Annotated in this window: 12 protein-coding genes and 1 tRNA gene; 8 read left to right on the top strand and 5 right to left on the bottom strand. The window is 71.2% G+C overall.

Features of this window, described 5'->3' with window-relative positions:
* Positions 1 to 146: 146 nt before the first annotated feature.
* Positions 147 to 2,594, bottom strand: coding sequence for an acyltransferase family protein (locus ACI2K6_RS06415; protein WP_404568286.1), 2,448 nt, complete (start codon positions 2,592 to 2,594; stop codon positions 147 to 149).
* A gap of 110 nt (positions 2,595 to 2,704) precedes the next feature.
* Here ACI2K6_RS06415 and ACI2K6_RS06410 point away from each other — a divergent pair, with 110 nt between their 5' ends.
* The 4 genes from ACI2K6_RS06410 (at position 2,705) to ACI2K6_RS06395 (ending at position 6,873) form a co-directional block, all read left to right on the top strand.
* Positions 2,705 to 3,463: a hypothetical protein gene (locus ACI2K6_RS06410; protein WP_282502052.1), complete on the top strand. Its 759-nt coding sequence runs from the start codon at positions 2,705 to 2,707 to the stop codon at positions 3,461 to 3,463.
* Positions 3,464 to 3,467: 4 nt separating this feature from the next.
* The gene (locus ACI2K6_RS06405) at positions 3,468 to 5,108 is read left to right on the top strand and encodes a RecQ family ATP-dependent DNA helicase (protein WP_282502053.1); all 1,641 of its coding nucleotides are present in this window, start codon (positions 3,468 to 3,470) and stop codon (positions 5,106 to 5,108) included.
* Between the two features lie 270 nt (positions 5,109 to 5,378).
* A complete protein-coding gene (locus tag ACI2K6_RS06400) occupies positions 5,379 to 6,689 on the top strand; it encodes an LCP family protein (protein WP_282502054.1) in 1,311 nt (436 codons plus the stop codon).
* Between the two features lie 92 nt (positions 6,690 to 6,781).
* Positions 6,782 to 6,873 (top strand) — tRNA-Ser (locus ACI2K6_RS06395).
* Between the two features lie 59 nt (positions 6,874 to 6,932).
* On the opposite strand, the gene ACI2K6_RS06390 is transcribed toward ACI2K6_RS06395, so the two are convergent.
* On the bottom strand, positions 6,933 to 8,780 hold the full coding sequence (locus ACI2K6_RS06390; RefSeq protein ID WP_404568285.1) for a P-loop NTPase fold protein: 1,848 nt from the start codon (positions 8,778 to 8,780) through the stop codon (positions 6,933 to 6,935).
* 155 nt (positions 8,781 to 8,935) lie between these two features.
* Here ACI2K6_RS06390 and ACI2K6_RS06385 point away from each other — a divergent pair, with 155 nt between their 5' ends.
* Positions 8,936 to 9,742 (top strand): sugar nucleotide-binding protein, encoded by an 807-nt coding sequence (locus ACI2K6_RS06385; protein WP_274178368.1) that lies wholly within the window; start codon positions 8,936 to 8,938, stop codon positions 9,740 to 9,742.
* A 108-nt stretch (positions 9,743 to 9,850) separates the two neighbouring features.
* Here ACI2K6_RS06385 and ACI2K6_RS06380 read toward each other — a convergent pair whose 3' ends face one another.
* Positions 9,851 to 10,447 carry a TetR/AcrR family transcriptional regulator gene (locus tag ACI2K6_RS06380; RefSeq protein WP_274178369.1) on the bottom strand — a complete coding sequence of 199 codons (597 nt, stop codon included), beginning with the start codon at positions 10,445 to 10,447 and terminating at the stop codon, positions 9,851 to 9,853.
* A 62-nt stretch (positions 10,448 to 10,509) separates the two neighbouring features.
* On the opposite strand from ACI2K6_RS06380, the gene ACI2K6_RS06375 reads away from it, so the two are divergent.
* The 3 genes from ACI2K6_RS06375 to ACI2K6_RS06365 all read left to right on the top strand — a co-directional run bounded on the left by ACI2K6_RS06375 (position 10,510) and on the right by ACI2K6_RS06365 (position 14,263).
* Positions 10,510 to 12,564, top strand: coding sequence for a beta-galactosidase (locus ACI2K6_RS06375; protein ID WP_404568284.1), 2,055 nt, complete (start codon positions 10,510 to 10,512; stop codon positions 12,562 to 12,564).
* A gap of 19 nt (positions 12,565 to 12,583) precedes the next feature.
* Positions 12,584 to 13,558, top strand: a complete 975-nt coding sequence (locus ACI2K6_RS06370) for a squalene cyclase (protein ID WP_404568283.1) — start codon at positions 12,584 to 12,586, stop codon at positions 13,556 to 13,558.
* A gap of 72 nt (positions 13,559 to 13,630) precedes the next feature.
* Positions 13,631 to 14,263 carry a flavodoxin family protein gene (locus ACI2K6_RS06365; protein WP_282502058.1) on the top strand — a complete coding sequence of 211 codons (633 nt, stop codon included), beginning with the start codon at positions 13,631 to 13,633 and terminating at the stop codon, positions 14,261 to 14,263.
* A 7-nt stretch (positions 14,264 to 14,270) separates the two neighbouring features.
* On the opposite strand, the gene ACI2K6_RS06360 is transcribed toward ACI2K6_RS06365, so the two are convergent.
* Together ACI2K6_RS06360 and ACI2K6_RS06355 are read right to left on the bottom strand one after the other, a co-directional pair.
* A complete protein-coding gene (locus ACI2K6_RS06360; RefSeq protein ID WP_404568282.1) occupies positions 14,271 to 15,548 on the bottom strand; it encodes a glycosyltransferase family 2 protein in 1,278 nt (425 codons plus the stop codon).
* The gene (locus tag ACI2K6_RS06355; protein WP_354451296.1) at positions 15,545 to 16,603 is read right to left on the bottom strand and encodes a hypothetical protein; all 1,059 of its coding nucleotides are present in this window, start codon (positions 16,601 to 16,603) and stop codon (positions 15,545 to 15,547) included. Before ACI2K6_RS06355 ends, ACI2K6_RS06360 begins: the two co-directional genes overlap by 4 nt.
* Positions 16,604 to 16,652: the final 49 nt, after the last annotated feature.

The following is a 16,652-nucleotide window of genomic DNA, read 5'->3' as shown; positions in this document are numbered from 1 at the left end:
CCGGTGCTGCCGACGCCCGGAAACGCGGGCGAAACCACGACCGGCGTCGGGCGAAGGATCTGCCGTCCGTGGCACGTGCCCCGCGCATTACGGCCCGAAGTTCATCCAAACGGATGAAGGCTCCCGTCCGCGTCTCGCTCCGCGGGCTAGAGCAGCCCGCGAGCGGCGAGTTCGGCGCGCAGCGCGGGCACGATGTGCTCCGCGTACGCGACGGTCAGGTGCGTGCGGTCGTACCGCGTCGGGATGTCGCCCGCGAAAGCGGGGCAGACGAGCTCCCAGCAGGTGAAGGGCAGTGAGCTCACCGCGTGGTTGCCGGATGCGGCCGCCACCTGCTCGGCCGCCGACTCCATCTGGCCCCACGTGCTCGAGACGCCGGCCGCGCATCCGTACGGCGAGGCGGCGGGGGAGTAACAGCGCCCGAGATCGGCGCCCTCCGGCGGCGGCGCGAGGTGCACGATGCGGCCCGGCATCCCGTAGGTGTCGGCTTCGGCCTCCTGGGCGGCGAGCAGCGCATCGGCCGAGAGGTCGGCGCCGTCGGGGGTGTGGCCGAGCGTGTACGCGTTCGACATCACGACGAGGGTGGGCGCGTCGGCGAGGATCATGGCGCGGACATCGGCCTTGCGCTGCGGGCATGCCGTCATGACGCCGGCGCCGTCGTTCTGCACCGCGACGTCGGTGAAACGGCATCCGTAGAGGCCGACGGTCGTCACGCGGATGCCGCCGTCGCTGTCGTCGGCGAGCTTGCGGAACGCCGGGGCGTAGGCCATCGCGGTCGAATCGCCGACGAGATAGACGTGGACCGGGGCGTCGGAGCTGCCCGTGGAGCAGCCCGCGGCGGTCGGCGACACCTCGGGCGAGAAGCAGTCGCGAGCCGGGTTGCTCGCCGACGACCGGGTCATGACCTCGTCGAGCGAGGGATGCAGCTGGGGCCACTCGGTCGCGGTCGCGGCCGAGGCGAGCTCGGCCTGCAGGGCGGCGATCGGGTCGCCGGGGTCCGCGTCCGCCGCGTCGCTCGCGGCGTCGGCGGCGCCCGCGGGCGGGAAGGCGACGAGCGATGCCGTGAGGCCGCCGAAGACGTTCTGGACGACGAGCACGACGGCCAGGGCGGCGATGCCGAGCCCGGATGCCGCGAGCAGCGCCGGCGGGCCGAAGCGGGCGCGCCACGCGGCCCAGGGCGCAGAAGCGGGCACCGGCTCGGGCGCGGCGGCGGGGGCGGGTTCGGGGCTTGCGATGGCGCGCGGCGCTGGAACCTCCGGAACGCCCGGGCCGTCGCCGAGGTCCGCGCGGCTCAACTCAGGAGCGCCGCTCGACGGGCTCGTAGACGTGGCCGAGGGCGCCCCGGGGTAGTACCGCGTCCCGGGAGTCCAGCCCGCGGGGCGGGTGCTGAGCGCGCGTGGAGCCGGTGCTGGAGCGGCATCCCGAACCAGCTCGGCAGCGCGCACCGCTGTGGGCACCAGCGCGGCGGCGGCATCCTCGGGCGGCGTCTCGGCCGATTCGCCGCCGACCGGCCGGCCGTACGGCGCGAACCGGAACGGCCGTTCGACGAGGTGGTACGACGCCACGGCCAGGACGAGGGTGATCGCCAGCACGAGCGCCGTCGTGGCCTCTCGGGCGGGCAGCAGCACCGCGGCGAACACGATGACCGGGAAGTGCCACAGATACAGCGAGTACGACACGTCGCCCGCGAAGACGCTCACCGGGTTCGTCAGCGGAAAGAGATGCCGGTGCCGCGGGTCGCCCGGCACGCCGCCGGCGAGAACGAGCGCCGTCGCGGCGACGGGAAGGGCGGCCCACGGAGCCGGGAATCCGCCCGCCTCGGGATCGATGACGGCGAAGGCCACGATGAGGCCCCCGACACCGATCCACGACACGAGTCCGCCGACGACGGGCGGGATGCGGCGCAGCAGCGGCACCGCCGCGGCGATGAGCGCCCCGACGGCCAGCTCCCACGCGCGGGTGAAGGTGGAGAAGTAGGCCGGGACGGCGGCATCCGCGCTCTGCAGCAGCGCCCACGCGAACGATGCGGCGACGACGACCGCTGCGAGCACGGCCACGGCCCCGGTCGCCGCCGCACCGCGACGGCGGGCGGCAGGCAGGAGCGAGACGGTCAGTAGGAGGAGCAGCGGCCAGGCGAGGTAGAACTGCTCCTCGACCGCGAGCGACCAGAAGTGCTGAAGCGGCGAGACCGCGTCGTCGGCGTGGAAGTAATCGGTGCCGACCGCGGTGAATCGCCAGTTCGCGGCGAGCCCCGCCGACCAGAGGGCGTCGAGGAGCGTCTGCTCGGCGCGCGGGCGATTGAAGACGACGAAGGCGCTCGCCGCTGTGGCGATGAGTACGACGACCGCGAGGGGCAGGATGCGGCGGGCGCGCCGACCGGCGAAGGCGGCGAGGCGGATGCCGCCCGTCAGCTGCGCCTCGCGCAGCAGCGCGCCGGTGATGAGGAAGCCGGAGACGACGAAGAACACGTCGACCCCGACGAATCCGCCACGTGACCAGCCGACCGCGTGCGCGCCGATGACCGCGAGGACGGCGAGGGCCCGGAGGCCCTGGATGTCGCGTCGCGGCGTCGGGTGGGAGAGCGTGGGGCTGTTCACATGGCGTCCGGAAGGGCGTCCCCGAGTGTAGTGGGAGCGATCTCATAGCGCATCGACGTCCGAACGCAACCCCTGTGCGCAAGATGCGGGAAATCGGGTTCGGTGGTGCTATGACAGCTCTTCCTCGAGCACCTCTCGCCCGCGGCGCCGGAATGCTGCTCCGCGGGTTCTTCGGCGCTCTGCTGATGCTGCGTCGACCGCGCCCGATCCACGTGCGCGGCACGATGCTGACGGGCACGGTCCGCTGGGTCGGGCCCGAGCGCCGGTCGGGCATCTCGTGGATCGACGAGCCACCGCAGTCGGGTGAGGCGAGGGTCGTCGCCCGACTGTCGCGTTCCGTGGGGCTGCCGGACGCCCTGCCCGACATCTTCGGGCTCGCTCTGCGCCTCTCGGGCGAATCCGCATCACCGGAGGTCGACGCCGGCGACATCGAGTTCGCCTCGACAGGACGGGGCGTGCCGCTGCGCTACGCGCTGCTGCCCCTGCGCCGGCCCGAGCGCGCACGCTTCGGCATCCTGCTGCCCTACCGCGGTCGTCGCGGTCCGGTGCTGCTCTCGGCGACGACCGTGGACGGCGGCCCGGATGCCGCGGACTGGCGGCTCGTGCTCTCGTTCGCCTCACCGCTCGGCCCGTGGCGTCCGTTCGTGCTCCTGCGGCTGACGCGCGCTGCATGGCCCGGCGATCAGCCTCGATTCGACGCCGGACGGCGGGTGCTGCCCGGCGCGCGGGTCTACCCCTGGGTGCGCGCGCTGCGCCAGCCGTCCTATGACCGTGTGCAGCGGCGCGGGCTGCCCGCCGACGACGCGCCTTCCACACCGGAAGCGCCGGCGCAACCGGCGTGCGCTGTGGCAGCGGGCGCGATGGACTGAATCGGTGCAGCCCGACGAGATCGCCCGTGTCGCCCGAGAGTCCTTCGGCATCGAGGAGCTGCGCCCGCAGCAGCTCGATGCGATCGAGGCGGCGGTCGCCGGGCGAGACGTGCTGGTCGTCTGGGCGACGGGTGCGGGGAAGTCGGCCGTCTACCAGGTCGCTGCGGCTCTCCGGCCCGGCCTGACCGCGATCGTCTCGCCCCTCATCGCGCTGCAGGAGGACCAGCTCGCGCGCATCGAGGAGGCACCCGATGCGCCCGACGGCGTCGCCCTGAACTCGAGCCGTGGCGCGCGCGCCCAGCGCGAGGCCTGGGACGCGATCCGGTCGGGAGAGGCCTCGTACGTCCTGCTCGCGCCCGAACAGCTCGCGAAGGATGACGTCGTCGCCGAGCTCGCCAAGGCCGGGGTCTCGCTGCTGGTCGTGGACGAGGCGCACTGCATCGCAGCCTGGGGACACGACTTCCGCCCGGACTACCTGATGCTCGGCGAGGTCTCCGAGCGTCTGGGGCGACCGCCGATCCTCGCGATGACGGCGACGGCCACCAGCCCCGTCCGCACCGAGATCATCGAGCGGCTCGGCATGGACGACCCGGCCATCCTCGTGGGCGACGTCGACCGGCCGAACATCGAGCTGAACGTCCGCCGTCACTCCGAGAAGTCGGGCAAGCGCGACGCCGTGATCGACGAGGTAGTGGAGCTGCCCAAGCCGGGGCTGCTGTACACCGCCACCCGGCGCGGCACCGAGGAGTACGCCGAGGCGCTGCAGGAACGAGGGATCAACGCCGTCGCGTACCACGCCGGCCTGTCGGCGAAGGAGCGGCACGGGGTGCACGAGGCGTTCCACGACGGCGAGGTCGAGGTCGTGGTCGCCACCTCCGCGTTCGGGATGGGGATCGATAAGGCCGACGTGCGCTTCGTCGTCCACGCCGACATCCCCGACTCCATCGACGCCTACTACCAGGAGCTCGGTCGCGCCGGCCGCGACGGCGAGCCCGCGACGGCGACGCTTCACTATCGGCCCGAAGACCTGTCGCTGCGACGTTTCTTCGCGGCGTCGGCACCGAAGCGGGGCGAGCTCAAGCGACTCGTCGACGCCATCGCCGGCGCGACGCGGTCGCGCGCCGAGATCGCCGCGGCCGGCGGGCTGTCGACCCGTCGCGTGACCGCGCTGCTGACGGTTCTCGTCGATGCGGGCGCGATGCGGACGAGTCGCGCCGGGGTCGCGCTGCGGCGGGGGATGACCGTGGAGCGCGCCGTCGACGCTGCGTTGGAGAGGTCGGCCGAGCGGGAACGCATCGACGCCTCCCGTATCGAGATGCTCCGCAGCTATGCCGAGACCCGTCGGTGCCGGCGGGCGACGCTGCTCGGATACTTCGGGCAGGACTACGTCGAGCCGTGCGAGAACTGCGACACGTGCGCGGCATCCGCGAACGACCGAGCGGCGCGCGAGGAAACCTCGGAGGAACGGGGTGATCACGCCGACGGTCCCTTCCGCGTCGACGACGTCGTGCGCCACCACGAGTGGGGTGAGGGAACCGTGATGGCCGTCGAGGACGACCGTGTCACCGTGTTCTTCGAATCGCAGGGGTACAAGGTGCTCGCCACGGAGCTCGTCGCCGAGCGCGGTCTGCTCGAACCCGCCTGACCGCCGGTCGCGACTCGCCCCTGGGAGCGGTTACCAGTCTCGTCCCGTTCCGGCCGGTTGCCCGCTCGCGGCTGGTTAGCGTGCAGGTGAGCACGGCGACATGTCGGGCGGTGGCGGCTGAATGGGGGGCGTCACCGCCTCGCATGTCCGGGGCGCTCACGGACTTTCCAGACATCCGTCCCTATGATGAGTCGGTCACCGGGAGTGCCTGCGCGACGCGAAGAGCGCGCACCCGAACGCACTCCTCGCCGGCTCGTCGAGAGGACACCCGTGAGCGCACGTTCCGATGCGAAGGCGTCGCGGCGCCGTCGTCGTCCCGTCGCCCGGCACGGCCAGCTGCGGTCGCCGAACCCGCTGACCCAGATCCTGGCGGTGCTCGGCGTCATGGTCGCCGTCGTGGTCGTGAGCGGTGTCGCCGTCGGCGGCTTCTACGTGTGGAACGCCACGCAGGTCGTGGCCGATGCCGGCGTCTCGATCGGCGACGACGACTCGCAGCTCCCCCCGACGATCGGCGAGATCGAGGGCGGCGTGAACATGCTCGTGGTCGGCACCGACTCGTGCGAGGGCGCGAACGCCGAGCTCTCGTCCGCCTGCCAGGCGAAGGACACCGACGGTGAGCGCAACGATGTGACGATGCTCGTGCACATCAGCGACGAGCCGCGGCGCGTGACGGTCATCTCGTTCCCGCGCGACATGATCGTTCCCATCCCCGCCTGCACCGGTGAGGACGGCACCCAGTACTCGGCGATGAGTGCGCAGATGCTCAACGTCTCGTACATGTACGGCGGTCTCGCGTGCTCCGTCAGCACGATCGAAGAGCTGACCGGGATCGACATCCAATTCGCCGCCGCGACCCGCTGGACCGGCGTCATCAACATGTCCGACGCGATCGGCGGCGTCGACGTCTGCGTGTCGGATGACGTCAACGACTCTCACACGGGGCTGAGCCTGACTAAGGGCAACCACACCCTCCAGGGCACGGAAGCGCTGCAGTTCCTCCGCACGCGGTACGCGATCGGCGACGGATCCGACCTCGGCCGGATCTCGAACCAGCAGCAGTTCATGAGCTCGATGGTGCGCAAGCTGCAGTCCGACGGGGTGCTCGGAAACCCCACGGCGCTGCTCAATCTCGCCACCACCGCCGTCGACCAGGTCGCCAGCGGGCAGATCAAGCTGAGCTCGTCGCTGTCGAGCCCGCAGCGGATGGTACAGATCGCCCTCGCCATGCGCAGCGTGCCCTACGAGGACATCGTGTTCGTGCAGTACCCCACGGCCTACGTCAACGGCGGATCACGTGTGCAGCCGGTCGAGAGCGCCGCCAAGGTGCTGTTCGACGCGCTCGCCGCGAACCAGCCGGTGCAGCTGAGCGGGTCGACGAGTGACGGCTACGGCACCGAGGTCGTCGGCGAGGCGGCTCCTCCCACGCCCGCTCCGACCGATTCCGCAGCGCCCGCCGACCCGGCGGCGACGCCGGACGCGCCCGCGACGGACGCGCCCGAGGCGGGCGGACCGGTCGTGCTGCCGGAGTCGGTCACGGGCCAGACGGCGGCGCAGGTCACCTGTACCGTCAGCTCCCGGTGAGCCGGGGTGCTCTCCGGCCCTCGATTCGGAGCCTGAGGCAGTCCGGGCTATGATTGCCGGGTGCATCCGCGCCGTCTCGCGTCGGATGCCGTGGAGACGTCGCATAGTCAGGCCTAGTGCACCACCCTGCTAAGGTGGAGTCCCCGTAAGGGGACCGAGGGTTCAAATCCCTCCGTCTCCGCCACGAAAGAAGCCCCGGTCCGCCGGGGCTTCTTCGTTCGCGCAGCGAATCGGGTGTCGGAATCACCGCAGCGATCGCGAGATGTCGTAGATCTCGGTCAACAGTTCGACGACGGAGTCGGACGATGCCAGCGCGGTCACTTCAACGTTCAGTGGGTACCCTGACGGAGATTCGCGCAGGACCATTCCCGCATCACGGACGTGTGCCGGCCCGAGCCCGCGGACCAACGCGTCCCATTCGGCTCCGTGTGTCGCACCGCCGTCCCTCAGCGCGACACGACGTCCGAAGCTCAGCCTGAAGCCCTTGCGGCTGTAGCTCAGTGCCGCCACACGGGGCCGCACGCGAGGTGCGGCACTCATGATCTCCGAAGCGTCACCGGACGCGTAGAGCACGAGGTAGCGGAGCTCCGGCTGGACGAGCCAGCAGACCGGCTTCTCGGCCTGCTGTAGGCGTTGTTCGAGGTTCGCGAGGATGTCGGTTACCGCGGTGGCGGTCGTGGCGCGCGAGCGCTTCTTCACGAGCGCCTCGATCTCCTCCATGGACGCCGGGCGTAGGGCCGCCCCGTCGGCGCGGTCGACCCGCCGCGGCGTCTCGACCGCCGTCACCTGCGTCAGTTGCACCGCGTCTCGGAGCTGGACGAAGTCGGTGAAGCCGTCGGTGTCGCTCAGGTGCCGCGCGAGCAGAGCATGGAAATGAATGAAGGCGGCTTGTTCTCGCAGCGAGATCTCGAGGTCCTCGAAGAGGCGCGCGCGTTGCTCGTCGTCCAGGTCTGACAGCAGGCTCTCGCTGAGGATGTCGAGCTGAACGGATTCCTCCGTGTCGATCTCGATGTTTGTCGAGTACACCGCGTCGACGATGCGATCGTGCAGCTTCGGATACGCGGTTTGAGCGCACAGCATGACCACCATCGTCTGCTCCAGCTCGTGCGTACGATGTGCGGGCGAGACGAGCTTCAAGAGTTCGAAGGAGTTGAGTAGTCGTTTGATCGCACGAGGGTTTGTGCCCATGGTGGCCCGCACGATCTGCACGACCTCTTCGGATGCGCCGGGTTCGAGCTGAAGTGCGTCTCCAATCAGACCGCGGACGTCATACGACCCGACAGGCATCGAGAAGGGCACCTGGATGATCTTGTCGAAGTACTGTCGCGCTTTGCGAGGATCGACGTCGTTTCCGTACTTGACGCGGACTCCCCGGACAACCACCTCGAAGTCGACGGCGAGCACGAAAACGCACTGCTTGACCTCGAAGAAGAGCTTCAGACTCTCCAGGATCTCGATGGCGCGCCCCGGCTCCACGCGATCCAGATCGTCGATCAGGATCACAATGCGATCGACCTTCTCGCTCTTGCAGTACTGCTCGACGGCGTCTCCGAAATCCGCGCGGATGCGCTTGAGCCGAGAGATGTAGTCGGGTTCCCCGTCAGGAGTTGCGGCGTCGGTGAGTACCGTTAGGGCGGCATCCATCACGCCCTCCACCTGAGCGAACTTCGCCATGGACTTCGCGCCGCCGACAGCCACACCGGTGGCGAGGGCGCCCAGGAACGGCAAGAGCTTTTTGGCCTTCTGAGACGCCGTGGCGATAGGGCGGAGGATCTCGTGTGCGAGCGAGAAGACGAGCGAGTCGCCGAGATCGAACTGAGAGTAGAGCCACGTGTTGAATTCGATGACCTTCACGGCACCGGCGGCGGCGTCGCGGGAACCGGCGAGGCGGTTGCTGATGAAATTGAGCGCCGTCGTCTTGCCGGTTCCCCAGTCTCCTTGAACGGCGATCGTCATCGGGGTTTGGCAGCGTCGAACAAAATCCGCGAGCCCATCGTAGTAATGACCGATTCCGAGTTGGTCGCTGCCGCTCGACGGGTCCAGGGGAAGGTCGATATATCCGATTTCGTTTCGGGATGCGCTCTGTGCCACGCTCGCAGACTAGCGAACCGCGGGATGAGATCTGATTCCGCCGCGGGGGTCGGGATCCTGACCCGCGACCTCGGGTCGCGAGGCGTGGATCTGTGAGGCCCCAGCCCGAGCCGGCCCCGGCCCCGGCCCCGGCGCACCCTGGGAGGATGGGGGGCATGACTGCTCGACGTACGCTCCTGGTCGGATCCGGCAAGGTCGCCACTCGCCTCGGCGAGAGTCTCGTCGATGCGGGGCAGGAGGTCGTCGCGATCCGGCGGAGCGCCGGCGGCATCCGGCCTGCGTTCACGCCGATCGTCGCCGACCTCGCAGCGCCCCTCGACACGACGTTGCCCGCGGTCGACGCGATGGTCGTCACCCTTCCACCGGGGGATGACCCCGGCTTCTACCGCGCCGCGCTGGAGCGCATCGCGCGAGCGCTGCCGAAGCCGCCCGAGCGCACCGTATTCGTGTCGTCGACGCGGGTCTTCGAGGGGTGGGGTCCGGAGCGTCCCCTCGACGAGGACGACGAGCCCCGGCCGACGAGCACGCGCGGCGAACAGCTCGTCGACGGCGAGCATGCGGCCCGCGAGATGTTCGACGCGATCGTCGTGCGGCCCGCCGGGATCTACGGCCCCGGACGTGAGCGGCTGATCCGGCAGGTGCTCGCGGGTGAGCCGGTCGACTACGAGCGTCGCACCAACCGCATCCACGAGGTCGACCTCGTGCGCGCGATCGCGCAGCTGCTCGACGCGGACGCGCCGCCTGCGCTTCTGCACGGCGTCGACCGGCGACCCGCGACCCTCGGCGAGGTGGTCGAGTTCATCGCGGATCGCCTCGGGGTCGACGCTCCGCCGCGCGCGGAGGTCGAACCCGACGCTGACCGCGGCAAGGTGCTCGACGGCTCGCGCCTCGCGGCGATGCTCGACTTGACGTTCCCGACGTTCGTCGAGGGCTACGGGCGCATGATCGCCGATCGAGGCTGATCGCCGAACCCAGAAGCGGCGATACAGCCGTCGGACCGGTGGTGCTGGTGTCGCCTGCAGCGGGCGCCGAGGCCACATCAGCCCCGCCAGTCCGACGAATGTATCGGCTCAGGCGCGGGGCCGCAGCAGGCCGACGAGCAGCAGGCGCATCGCGGCGACGGGGTCGGTGTCGTCGGTCAGCCAGCGGATCTGGATGCCCTCCCACCCGCTGATCACGAGGTCGGCCAGGGCTCGAGGGTCGTCGTCCGCATCGAGTCGGCCGCGGGCGCGATCGTCGGCGATGGCCGCGGCGTACGTCTCGGTGACCGCGCGGTAGCGCTCGAGCAGCCACGCGTGCGCCTCGTGCTCGGGGTGCGTCGCCTCGGCCGACACGATCGAGAACATGCGCACGAGCTCGCGCCGGGCGAGGTTGCGCTCGACGATCGCCAGCACGCTCGGGATGAACCCGTCGCGGGCTGCGCGCGCGGGGAAGTCGGTGTCGGCGGCATCCTCCTGCTCGAGGACGGCCGCCAGCAGCGAGACCTTCGTGGGGAAGTGGTGCATCACGGTGGTGAGACTCAGATCGAGCTGCTTGGCGATCTGCCGGAGCGACCCGCCGCGGTAGCCGTGGGTGCCGAACACGACGGTCGCCGACGCCACGATCTCCGCACGCCGGGCCGCGCTCTTCGCGTACGGCCCACGGGGGTGAGGGGCGTCGGATGGCATGACCCGAGCGTAGAACACATCAATCCCGTGCATCTGCACGTGTTTCGGTCTACGCTGATCGCATGGCAACGGATGACACGACCTACCGCTGGGTGAAGGACGGGGCGCTCGGCCCGGGACGGATGCGCTACGGCGCCGACTACAACCCCGAGCAGTGGCCCCGCGAGGTGTGGGACGAGGACGTCCGGCTCATGCGCGAGGCCGGCGTCAACATCGTCTCGCTCGGCATCTTCTCCTGGGCGCTGCTCGAGCCGCGCCCGGGCGAGTGGGACTTCGGCTGGCTCGACGAGATCATCGATCTGCTGCACGCCAACGGCATCGACGTCGACCTCGCCACGGCGACCGCGTCCCCGCCGCCGTGGCTCGCGAAGCGGCATCCCGAGATCCTGCCGCAGACGATCGACGGAACGACCCTCTGGCCGGGGTCGCGTCAGCACTGGCGGCCGACGTCGCCGGTCTTCCGCGAGTACGCGCTGCGGCTGACGCGTGCGCTCGCCGAGCGCTACGCCGATCACCCTGCTCTCGTCGCCTGGCACATCTCGAACGAGCTCGGCTGCCACAACCTCTACGACTTCTCGGATGACGCCGCCCGGGCCTTCCGGGTGTGGCTGCAGGCGCGCTACACGACCCTCGACGCGCTCAACGAGGCCTGGGGCACGGCGTTCTGGTCGCAGCACTACGAGGAGTGGGACGAGATCCTGCCCCCGCGTGCCGCGCCGACGCAGCGCAACCCCGGACAGCAGCTCGACTTCGAGCGCTTCTCGTCGGATGCCGTGCGCGACCACCTGCGCGCCGAGAACGCGGTGCTCGCCGAGGTGACGCCCGGCATCCCGCGCACGACGAACTTCATGGTCGCCCAGAACGTCCGCGACATCGACTACCCCTCGTGGGTCGGCGACGTCGACTTCGTGTCGAACGACCACTACCTGCGCCCGAGCGAGCTCGGGCGCGACGACCTGTCGTTCTGGTCGAACCTCACGGGCAACATCGCCGGCGGCCGGCCGTGGTTCCTCATGGAGCACGCGCCGAGCGCGGTGAACTGGCGCGCCGTGAATCCGCCCAAGCGGCCCGGCGAGCTGGTCCGCGACGCTCTGACCCACGTCGGGCACGGGGCAGACGCGGTCTGCTACTTCCAGTGGCGGCAGTCCCGCGCCGGGGGTGAGCGCTACCACTCCGGCATGGTCCCGCACGCCGGCGCCGAGAGCCGGGTGTTCCGCGATGTGGTCGACCTCGGCTCGCAGCTGCGCGACCTGGCGCCGGTCACCGGCAGCCGGCGCGAGCGGGCGCGCGTGGCGCTCGTGTTCGACTACGAGTCGTGGTGGGTCAGCGGACGCGACTCGCACCCCTCCGAGTCGCCCGCCTACGACGACGAGACGCTGCTGTGGTACCGAGCGCTCCTCGACCTCGGCGTGCGCGTCGACGTCGTGCCCGTCGCGGCCGACCTCGGTGACTACGAGGTGGTCGTCGCGCCGATGCTCCACGTCGTGCCGGCGGCGCTGCGCGAGCGCCTGACCGCCTTCGTCGCCGGTGGCGGGCACCTCGTGACGACGTACTTCTCGGGTGTGGTCGACGAGAACGACCGGGTGTGGCTCGGCGGGTACCCTGGCGCGCTGCGCGACCTGCTCGGCATCACGATCGAGGAGTTCGTGCCGATGCTGCCGGGGGAGACGGCATCCCTCGCCTCCGGCACGGTCGTCCGCGACTGGAGCGAGCGCATCGCGCGCGTCGAACCCGATGTCGAGGTGCTCGACGCCTATGCCAGCGGCGACCTCGACGGCGCCCCGGCCGTGACCCGACGCCGAAGCGGCCAGGGCAGCGGAGGCAGCGCGACGTACGTGTCGGCTGCGATCGGTCGCGCCGGTGCCGCGGACGTCGTGCGGCGCCTGGCCAGCGACATCCCGGCGCTCGCGGCAGACCCCCTCGCGGCCGACGGCGACGTCGACGTGATCATCCGCCGCCACGAGGGTGGGCGCTTCGTGTTCCTCGCGAACCGCACCGACGCCGAGGTGGTGGTGGCCGCAGCGGGTGACCTGATCGCGGGTGCCGCCGAGCGAGGTTCCGCGGATGCCGTCGCGATCGCCCCGCGCGGTGTCGCGGTGCTCGCGCAGGAGGGCTGAGCCGCGCGACAATGACCGCATGACCGACACGGACGGCACGCTGGCGTGGCTTCTGGACACCGACCCGTCGCTGCGCTGGCAGGTGGAGCGTGATCTCGCCGACGCTCCGCCATCCGTGTGGCAGGCCACGCGGGCTCGCGTCGCGACAGAGGGCAACGGCGCACGCCTCCTGCGGGAGCAGGGCGACGACGGTCAGTGGGAGGGCGGCGCGTACTTCCCCGCGGGGTTCTTCGACAGTCCGGAGGCCCGCGCGCCGGGACAGCCCTGGACGGCGACCACCTGGACCCTGAAGGATCTGCGGGAGTGGGGTCTGGATGCCGCCGTCCTCGGCGACACCGCGGAACGGCTGCGACGTAACAGCCGGTGGGAGTACGACGACCTGCCGTACTGGGACGGCGAGATCGACGTCTGCATCAATTCCTTCACGCTCGCGACGGGCGCCTGGCTCGGCGTCGACATGAGCGGCCTGGCGCGGTGGTTCCGCGAGCACCAGCTGGCCGACGGCGGGTGGAACTGCGAGGCGGAGGAGGGGCGATCGGTGCGCGGGTCATTCCACTCGACGCTCAACGCTCTGCGCGGCATGCTCGCGTTGGAGCAGATCACGGGCGACCCGGCCCTCCGCGAGAGCCGGCACCGCGGGGAGGAGTACCTGCTGTCGCGCCGGCTCGCCTTCCGCGCCTCGACCGGCGAGCCCGTCGGCGACTTCGTGACGGAGTTCGTCTATCCCAATCGCCACCGCTACAGCGCGCTCGTCGCCCTCGATCATTTCCGCGCCGCCGCGCTTCTCGAAAACGCCGCACCCGATCCGCGGCTGGCGGAGGCGATCGACATGGTGCGGAATGCGCGCGCCGCCGACGGCACCTGGCATCAGGGGACGCCGCTCGCGGGACGCATCTGGTTCGACATCGATGTCGCCGCGGGCGAGCCGTCGCCCTGGCTGACGATGGTCGCCCTGCGCGTGCTGCGGTGGTGGGATGCCGCTGTTCCGGCCTGACGTCGCGCTGTCAACAGCCTGTCGCCCACCGCGGGGCGTCGCCGACGATGGCGGCAGACGAAAGGACTCGCCATGACGACAGACATGCCCGCTTCCGACGCCCCGCTCCGGGTCGTCGCCCTCAACTGCACGCTGAAGCCCGCGCCTGCGGAGTCGAGCACGCAGCTCATGCTGCAGCAGGTGCTCGACGCCCTCGCCGAGCACGGCGCCTCGGGCACGCAGGTGCGCATCGCCGACCTGAACATCGCGCCGGGCGTCGAGACCGACATGGGGGACGGAGACGAGTGGCCCTCCGTTCGAGAGCAGATCCTCGCCGCCGACATCCTCGTCGTCGGGACGCCCATCTGGATGGGACACGCCTCGAGCCTCGCGCAGCGCGTGCTCGAGCGCCTCGACGCCGAACTCTCCGAGACGGACGACGCCGGTCGGCCGATCCTCTTCGACCGCGTCGCCGTGGTGGCCGTGGTCGGCAACGAGGACGGCGCGCACAAGGCCACCGCCGACCTCTTCCAGGGGCTGAACGACGTCGGGTTCACGATCCCCGCACAGGGCGGCACGTATTGGAACGGCGAGGCGATGCAGACCGTCGACTTCAAGGATCTGGAGAAGACCCCCGACCCGGTCGCCTCGACGACCGCCACTCTCGCACGCAATGCGGCGCATCTCGCGCGCGTGCTGCGCGCCGCCCGCTACCCGGCGGAGTGAGCCCGGGTCAGCCCCAGCCGCCCAGGTAGGCGGCGAGATCGGGCTCGTCGGTGACGACGCGGATCGCACGCGTCGTCACCGACGCGGTCGGGAAGAGATCCCCACGGCGCCAGCGGTCGCTCCGCGCGCGGGCGCGCACCGAGATGACCCGCAGGAGGGGCTCGCTGTCGGGGGAGCACAGGGTCAGCTCGCCGAGGCCTTCGCCGTCGACGCGAGCCAGTGCGGCGGTGAGGACGTCGTCGTCGGCGTCGATGCGGACCGGGCGGAGCAGCTCGATGATGATCCGGACGCGATCGAACGCGGGATCCGGCTCGGATTCCTCCGGAAGCACGGCGGCGCGCCCCGCAGCCGGCCCCAGAGCCGCGAGCACGCTGTCGATGGCGAGGAACCGCTGCCCGTCGCTCGCGCGCGGCGGCGCGGTGATCGCGATGTCGGGGTGGGTGGGCCGCAGGCCCCGGCCGGCGGAACCGGCGACGGGAATGAGGTCGCTGAGCCGGATGGTCTCCGCGTTGCGGCGCGCCACCGCGCCTTCATCGCGTCCGGCGGCATCCGGTCCGTCGTGCCACGCCACGGCTGCGGGCACGTGGGCGAGCAGCGCGCCGCGCAGCCACGCGCGATAGGTCCATTCCCAGTCCTCCCCGCCATACGACGTGAACGACTCGTCGAAGCCTCCCGTCGCGTCGAACAGCACCCGCGAGCACGCGATGACAGCCCCGATGACGTGGCGATAGCTGCGGTCGTCAGCGCGGAGCAGGTTCGCGGTTCGGCGATACTCCGCCGCGAGCCATTCCGGCTCGGGCAGGGCCGTGTGCGCCGCCTCTTCGGCGAGCCGGGCGGCGTCGACGCCGCGCAGGTCTGCGTGCCGGCGCCGCCCGACCGTGACGCAGTCCGGCGCGAGTGCGGGCAGCCGGGTCAGCTCGCGGATGAAGGCGGGCTCGGGGGCCGTATCGGCATCGAGGAACACGAGGACATCTCCGCGAGCCGCCGCGGCACCGAGGTTGCGGACGGCCGCGAGCCGGAAGCCCCGGTCCTCGTGGCGGACGAGCTCGACCCCGTCCGGAACGGAGGGCGGCTCGGGCGAGCCATCGTCCGCGACGATGATCTGCAGCCGGTCGGCCGGGTGATCCTGCGACCGCAGCGCGGCGAGCGTCCGAGCGAGCTGTTCGGGCTGGCGGTAGTGGGCGACGATCACCGAGACGGTCGGCGGCTGTTCGGGCCATCGGCCGTCGAGAAGGTCCCACCGGTTGCCGGGTAGGGCTTCGCCGGGCAGTGGGCCCGAGCTCATCGCGACATCCCGCGCCACCAGTTCAGGTACGACCCAGCGACGTCGGCCAGGTCGGGACGCAGGGGATGCCCGGGGGCCAGACGAGTCGAGGCCGGGTTCTCCCACGCCTCCGCGAGGCGGCCGGTCAGCTCCGCCGGGTCGAAGAGAACCGTCGTCCCGGGGCGCAGGCCGTCCATCTCGTCGCTGTAGCGCGACCGGACGACGAGCGGACGACGTCCGGCTTCGATCCAGTCGAGCATCGATCGCGAAGCCGACACGTGCTCGTGCGCGGCGACCGGGATGCCGGGCTCGCGCAGCCGCCGGGCGAACTCGGCGTCGTCGAGGAATCCGGTGATCTCGAAGCGGCCGCCGAGGTCGGCGGCCAAGCGTTCGAGCGTCGCGACGTCGCCCTCGTGGCCCGGCGAGGCGGCACCCAGAGCGCGGACGACCGCTTCGCCGACCGGTCGGCCCGACGCACGCAGCGCGTTCACTGCCGCGGTGGCGGCGCGCAGGGCCGGCTCGTGCCCCTTTCCGGGGTACACGAACCCCGCGATGAGCACGATGAGGTCGGCGGAGGCGCCGGGTCGGTCCGGGGCGTCGGCGGGACCCGGCTCAGGAGCGCGAGCGAGCCGGGTTCCGAGCGGGATCACCTCGGGCCGCAGGTCGTCGCCGAGGTGCTCCGACACGAGCAGCCGCTCGTGCTCGCTGTTGACGGCCACGGCGTCGGCGGCGGCGAAGAAACGGCGATAGGCGGCGACCCGGCGGTCGTACTTCGTGCCGTCTGACGGCTGCGGCAGATCGTGCAGTGTCAGGGTCAGCCGGCAGGCGCGCGAGAGCGTTTCGACCGCGTCGGCGGCATCCTCCAGGCTCGCTCCGAGCAGGCGGTCGGTCGCGTGCAGATGCACGGGCTCGTCGGGAGCGACCGCTGTCAGCACGGCGCTGAGGTCGGTCACGGCGGTGGCGCGCACGGCCGGGTCGAGACGGTGCGCGGCGGCGGCGACGTCAGAGCCGTAGTCGGTCACTCCGTGTCCGGCAGGACCCCAGACGAGGCACAGGGGAGGGGTGTCGACGGGCATCCGGTCATCGTTACCGGTCGCCTGTGGTTCGCGCAAGTGCGAGGCGCCG

Origin of the sequence: Microbacterium sp. NPDC006705 (genome assembly GCF_044903545.1) — a bacterium.
GTDB lineage: Bacteria > Actinomycetota > Actinomycetes > Actinomycetales > Microbacteriaceae > Microbacterium > Microbacterium plantarum.
Note: the sequence above shows the minus strand (reverse complement) of the source record. Positions and strands in the feature narration are given on the sequence as shown.

Coding starts and splice junctions, on each gene's coding strand:
- ACI2K6_RS06385 (WP_274178368.1), top strand. CDS start 8,936: ATGACTGCTCGACGTACGCTCCTGGTCGGATCCGGCAAGGTCGCCACT.
- ACI2K6_RS06380 (WP_274178369.1), bottom strand. CDS start 10,447: ATGCCATCCGACGCCCCTCACCCCCGTGGGCCGTACGCGAAGAGCGCG.
- ACI2K6_RS06365 (WP_282502058.1), top strand. CDS start 13,631: ATGACGACAGACATGCCCGCTTCCGACGCCCCGCTCCGGGTCGTCGCC.
- ACI2K6_RS06355 (WP_354451296.1), bottom strand. CDS start 16,603: ATGCCCGTCGACACCCCTCCCCTGTGCCTCGTCTGGGGTCCTGCCGGA.
- ACI2K6_RS06370 (WP_404568283.1), top strand. CDS start 12,584: ATGACCGACACGGACGGCACGCTGGCGTGGCTTCTGGACACCGACCCG.
- ACI2K6_RS06375 (WP_404568284.1), top strand. CDS start 10,510: ATGGCAACGGATGACACGACCTACCGCTGGGTGAAGGACGGGGCGCTC.
- ACI2K6_RS06410 (WP_282502052.1), top strand. CDS start 2,705: ATGACAGCTCTTCCTCGAGCACCTCTCGCCCGCGGCGCCGGAATGCTG.
- ACI2K6_RS06360 (WP_404568282.1), bottom strand. CDS start 15,548: ATGAGCTCGGGCCCACTGCCCGGCGAAGCCCTACCCGGCAACCGGTGG.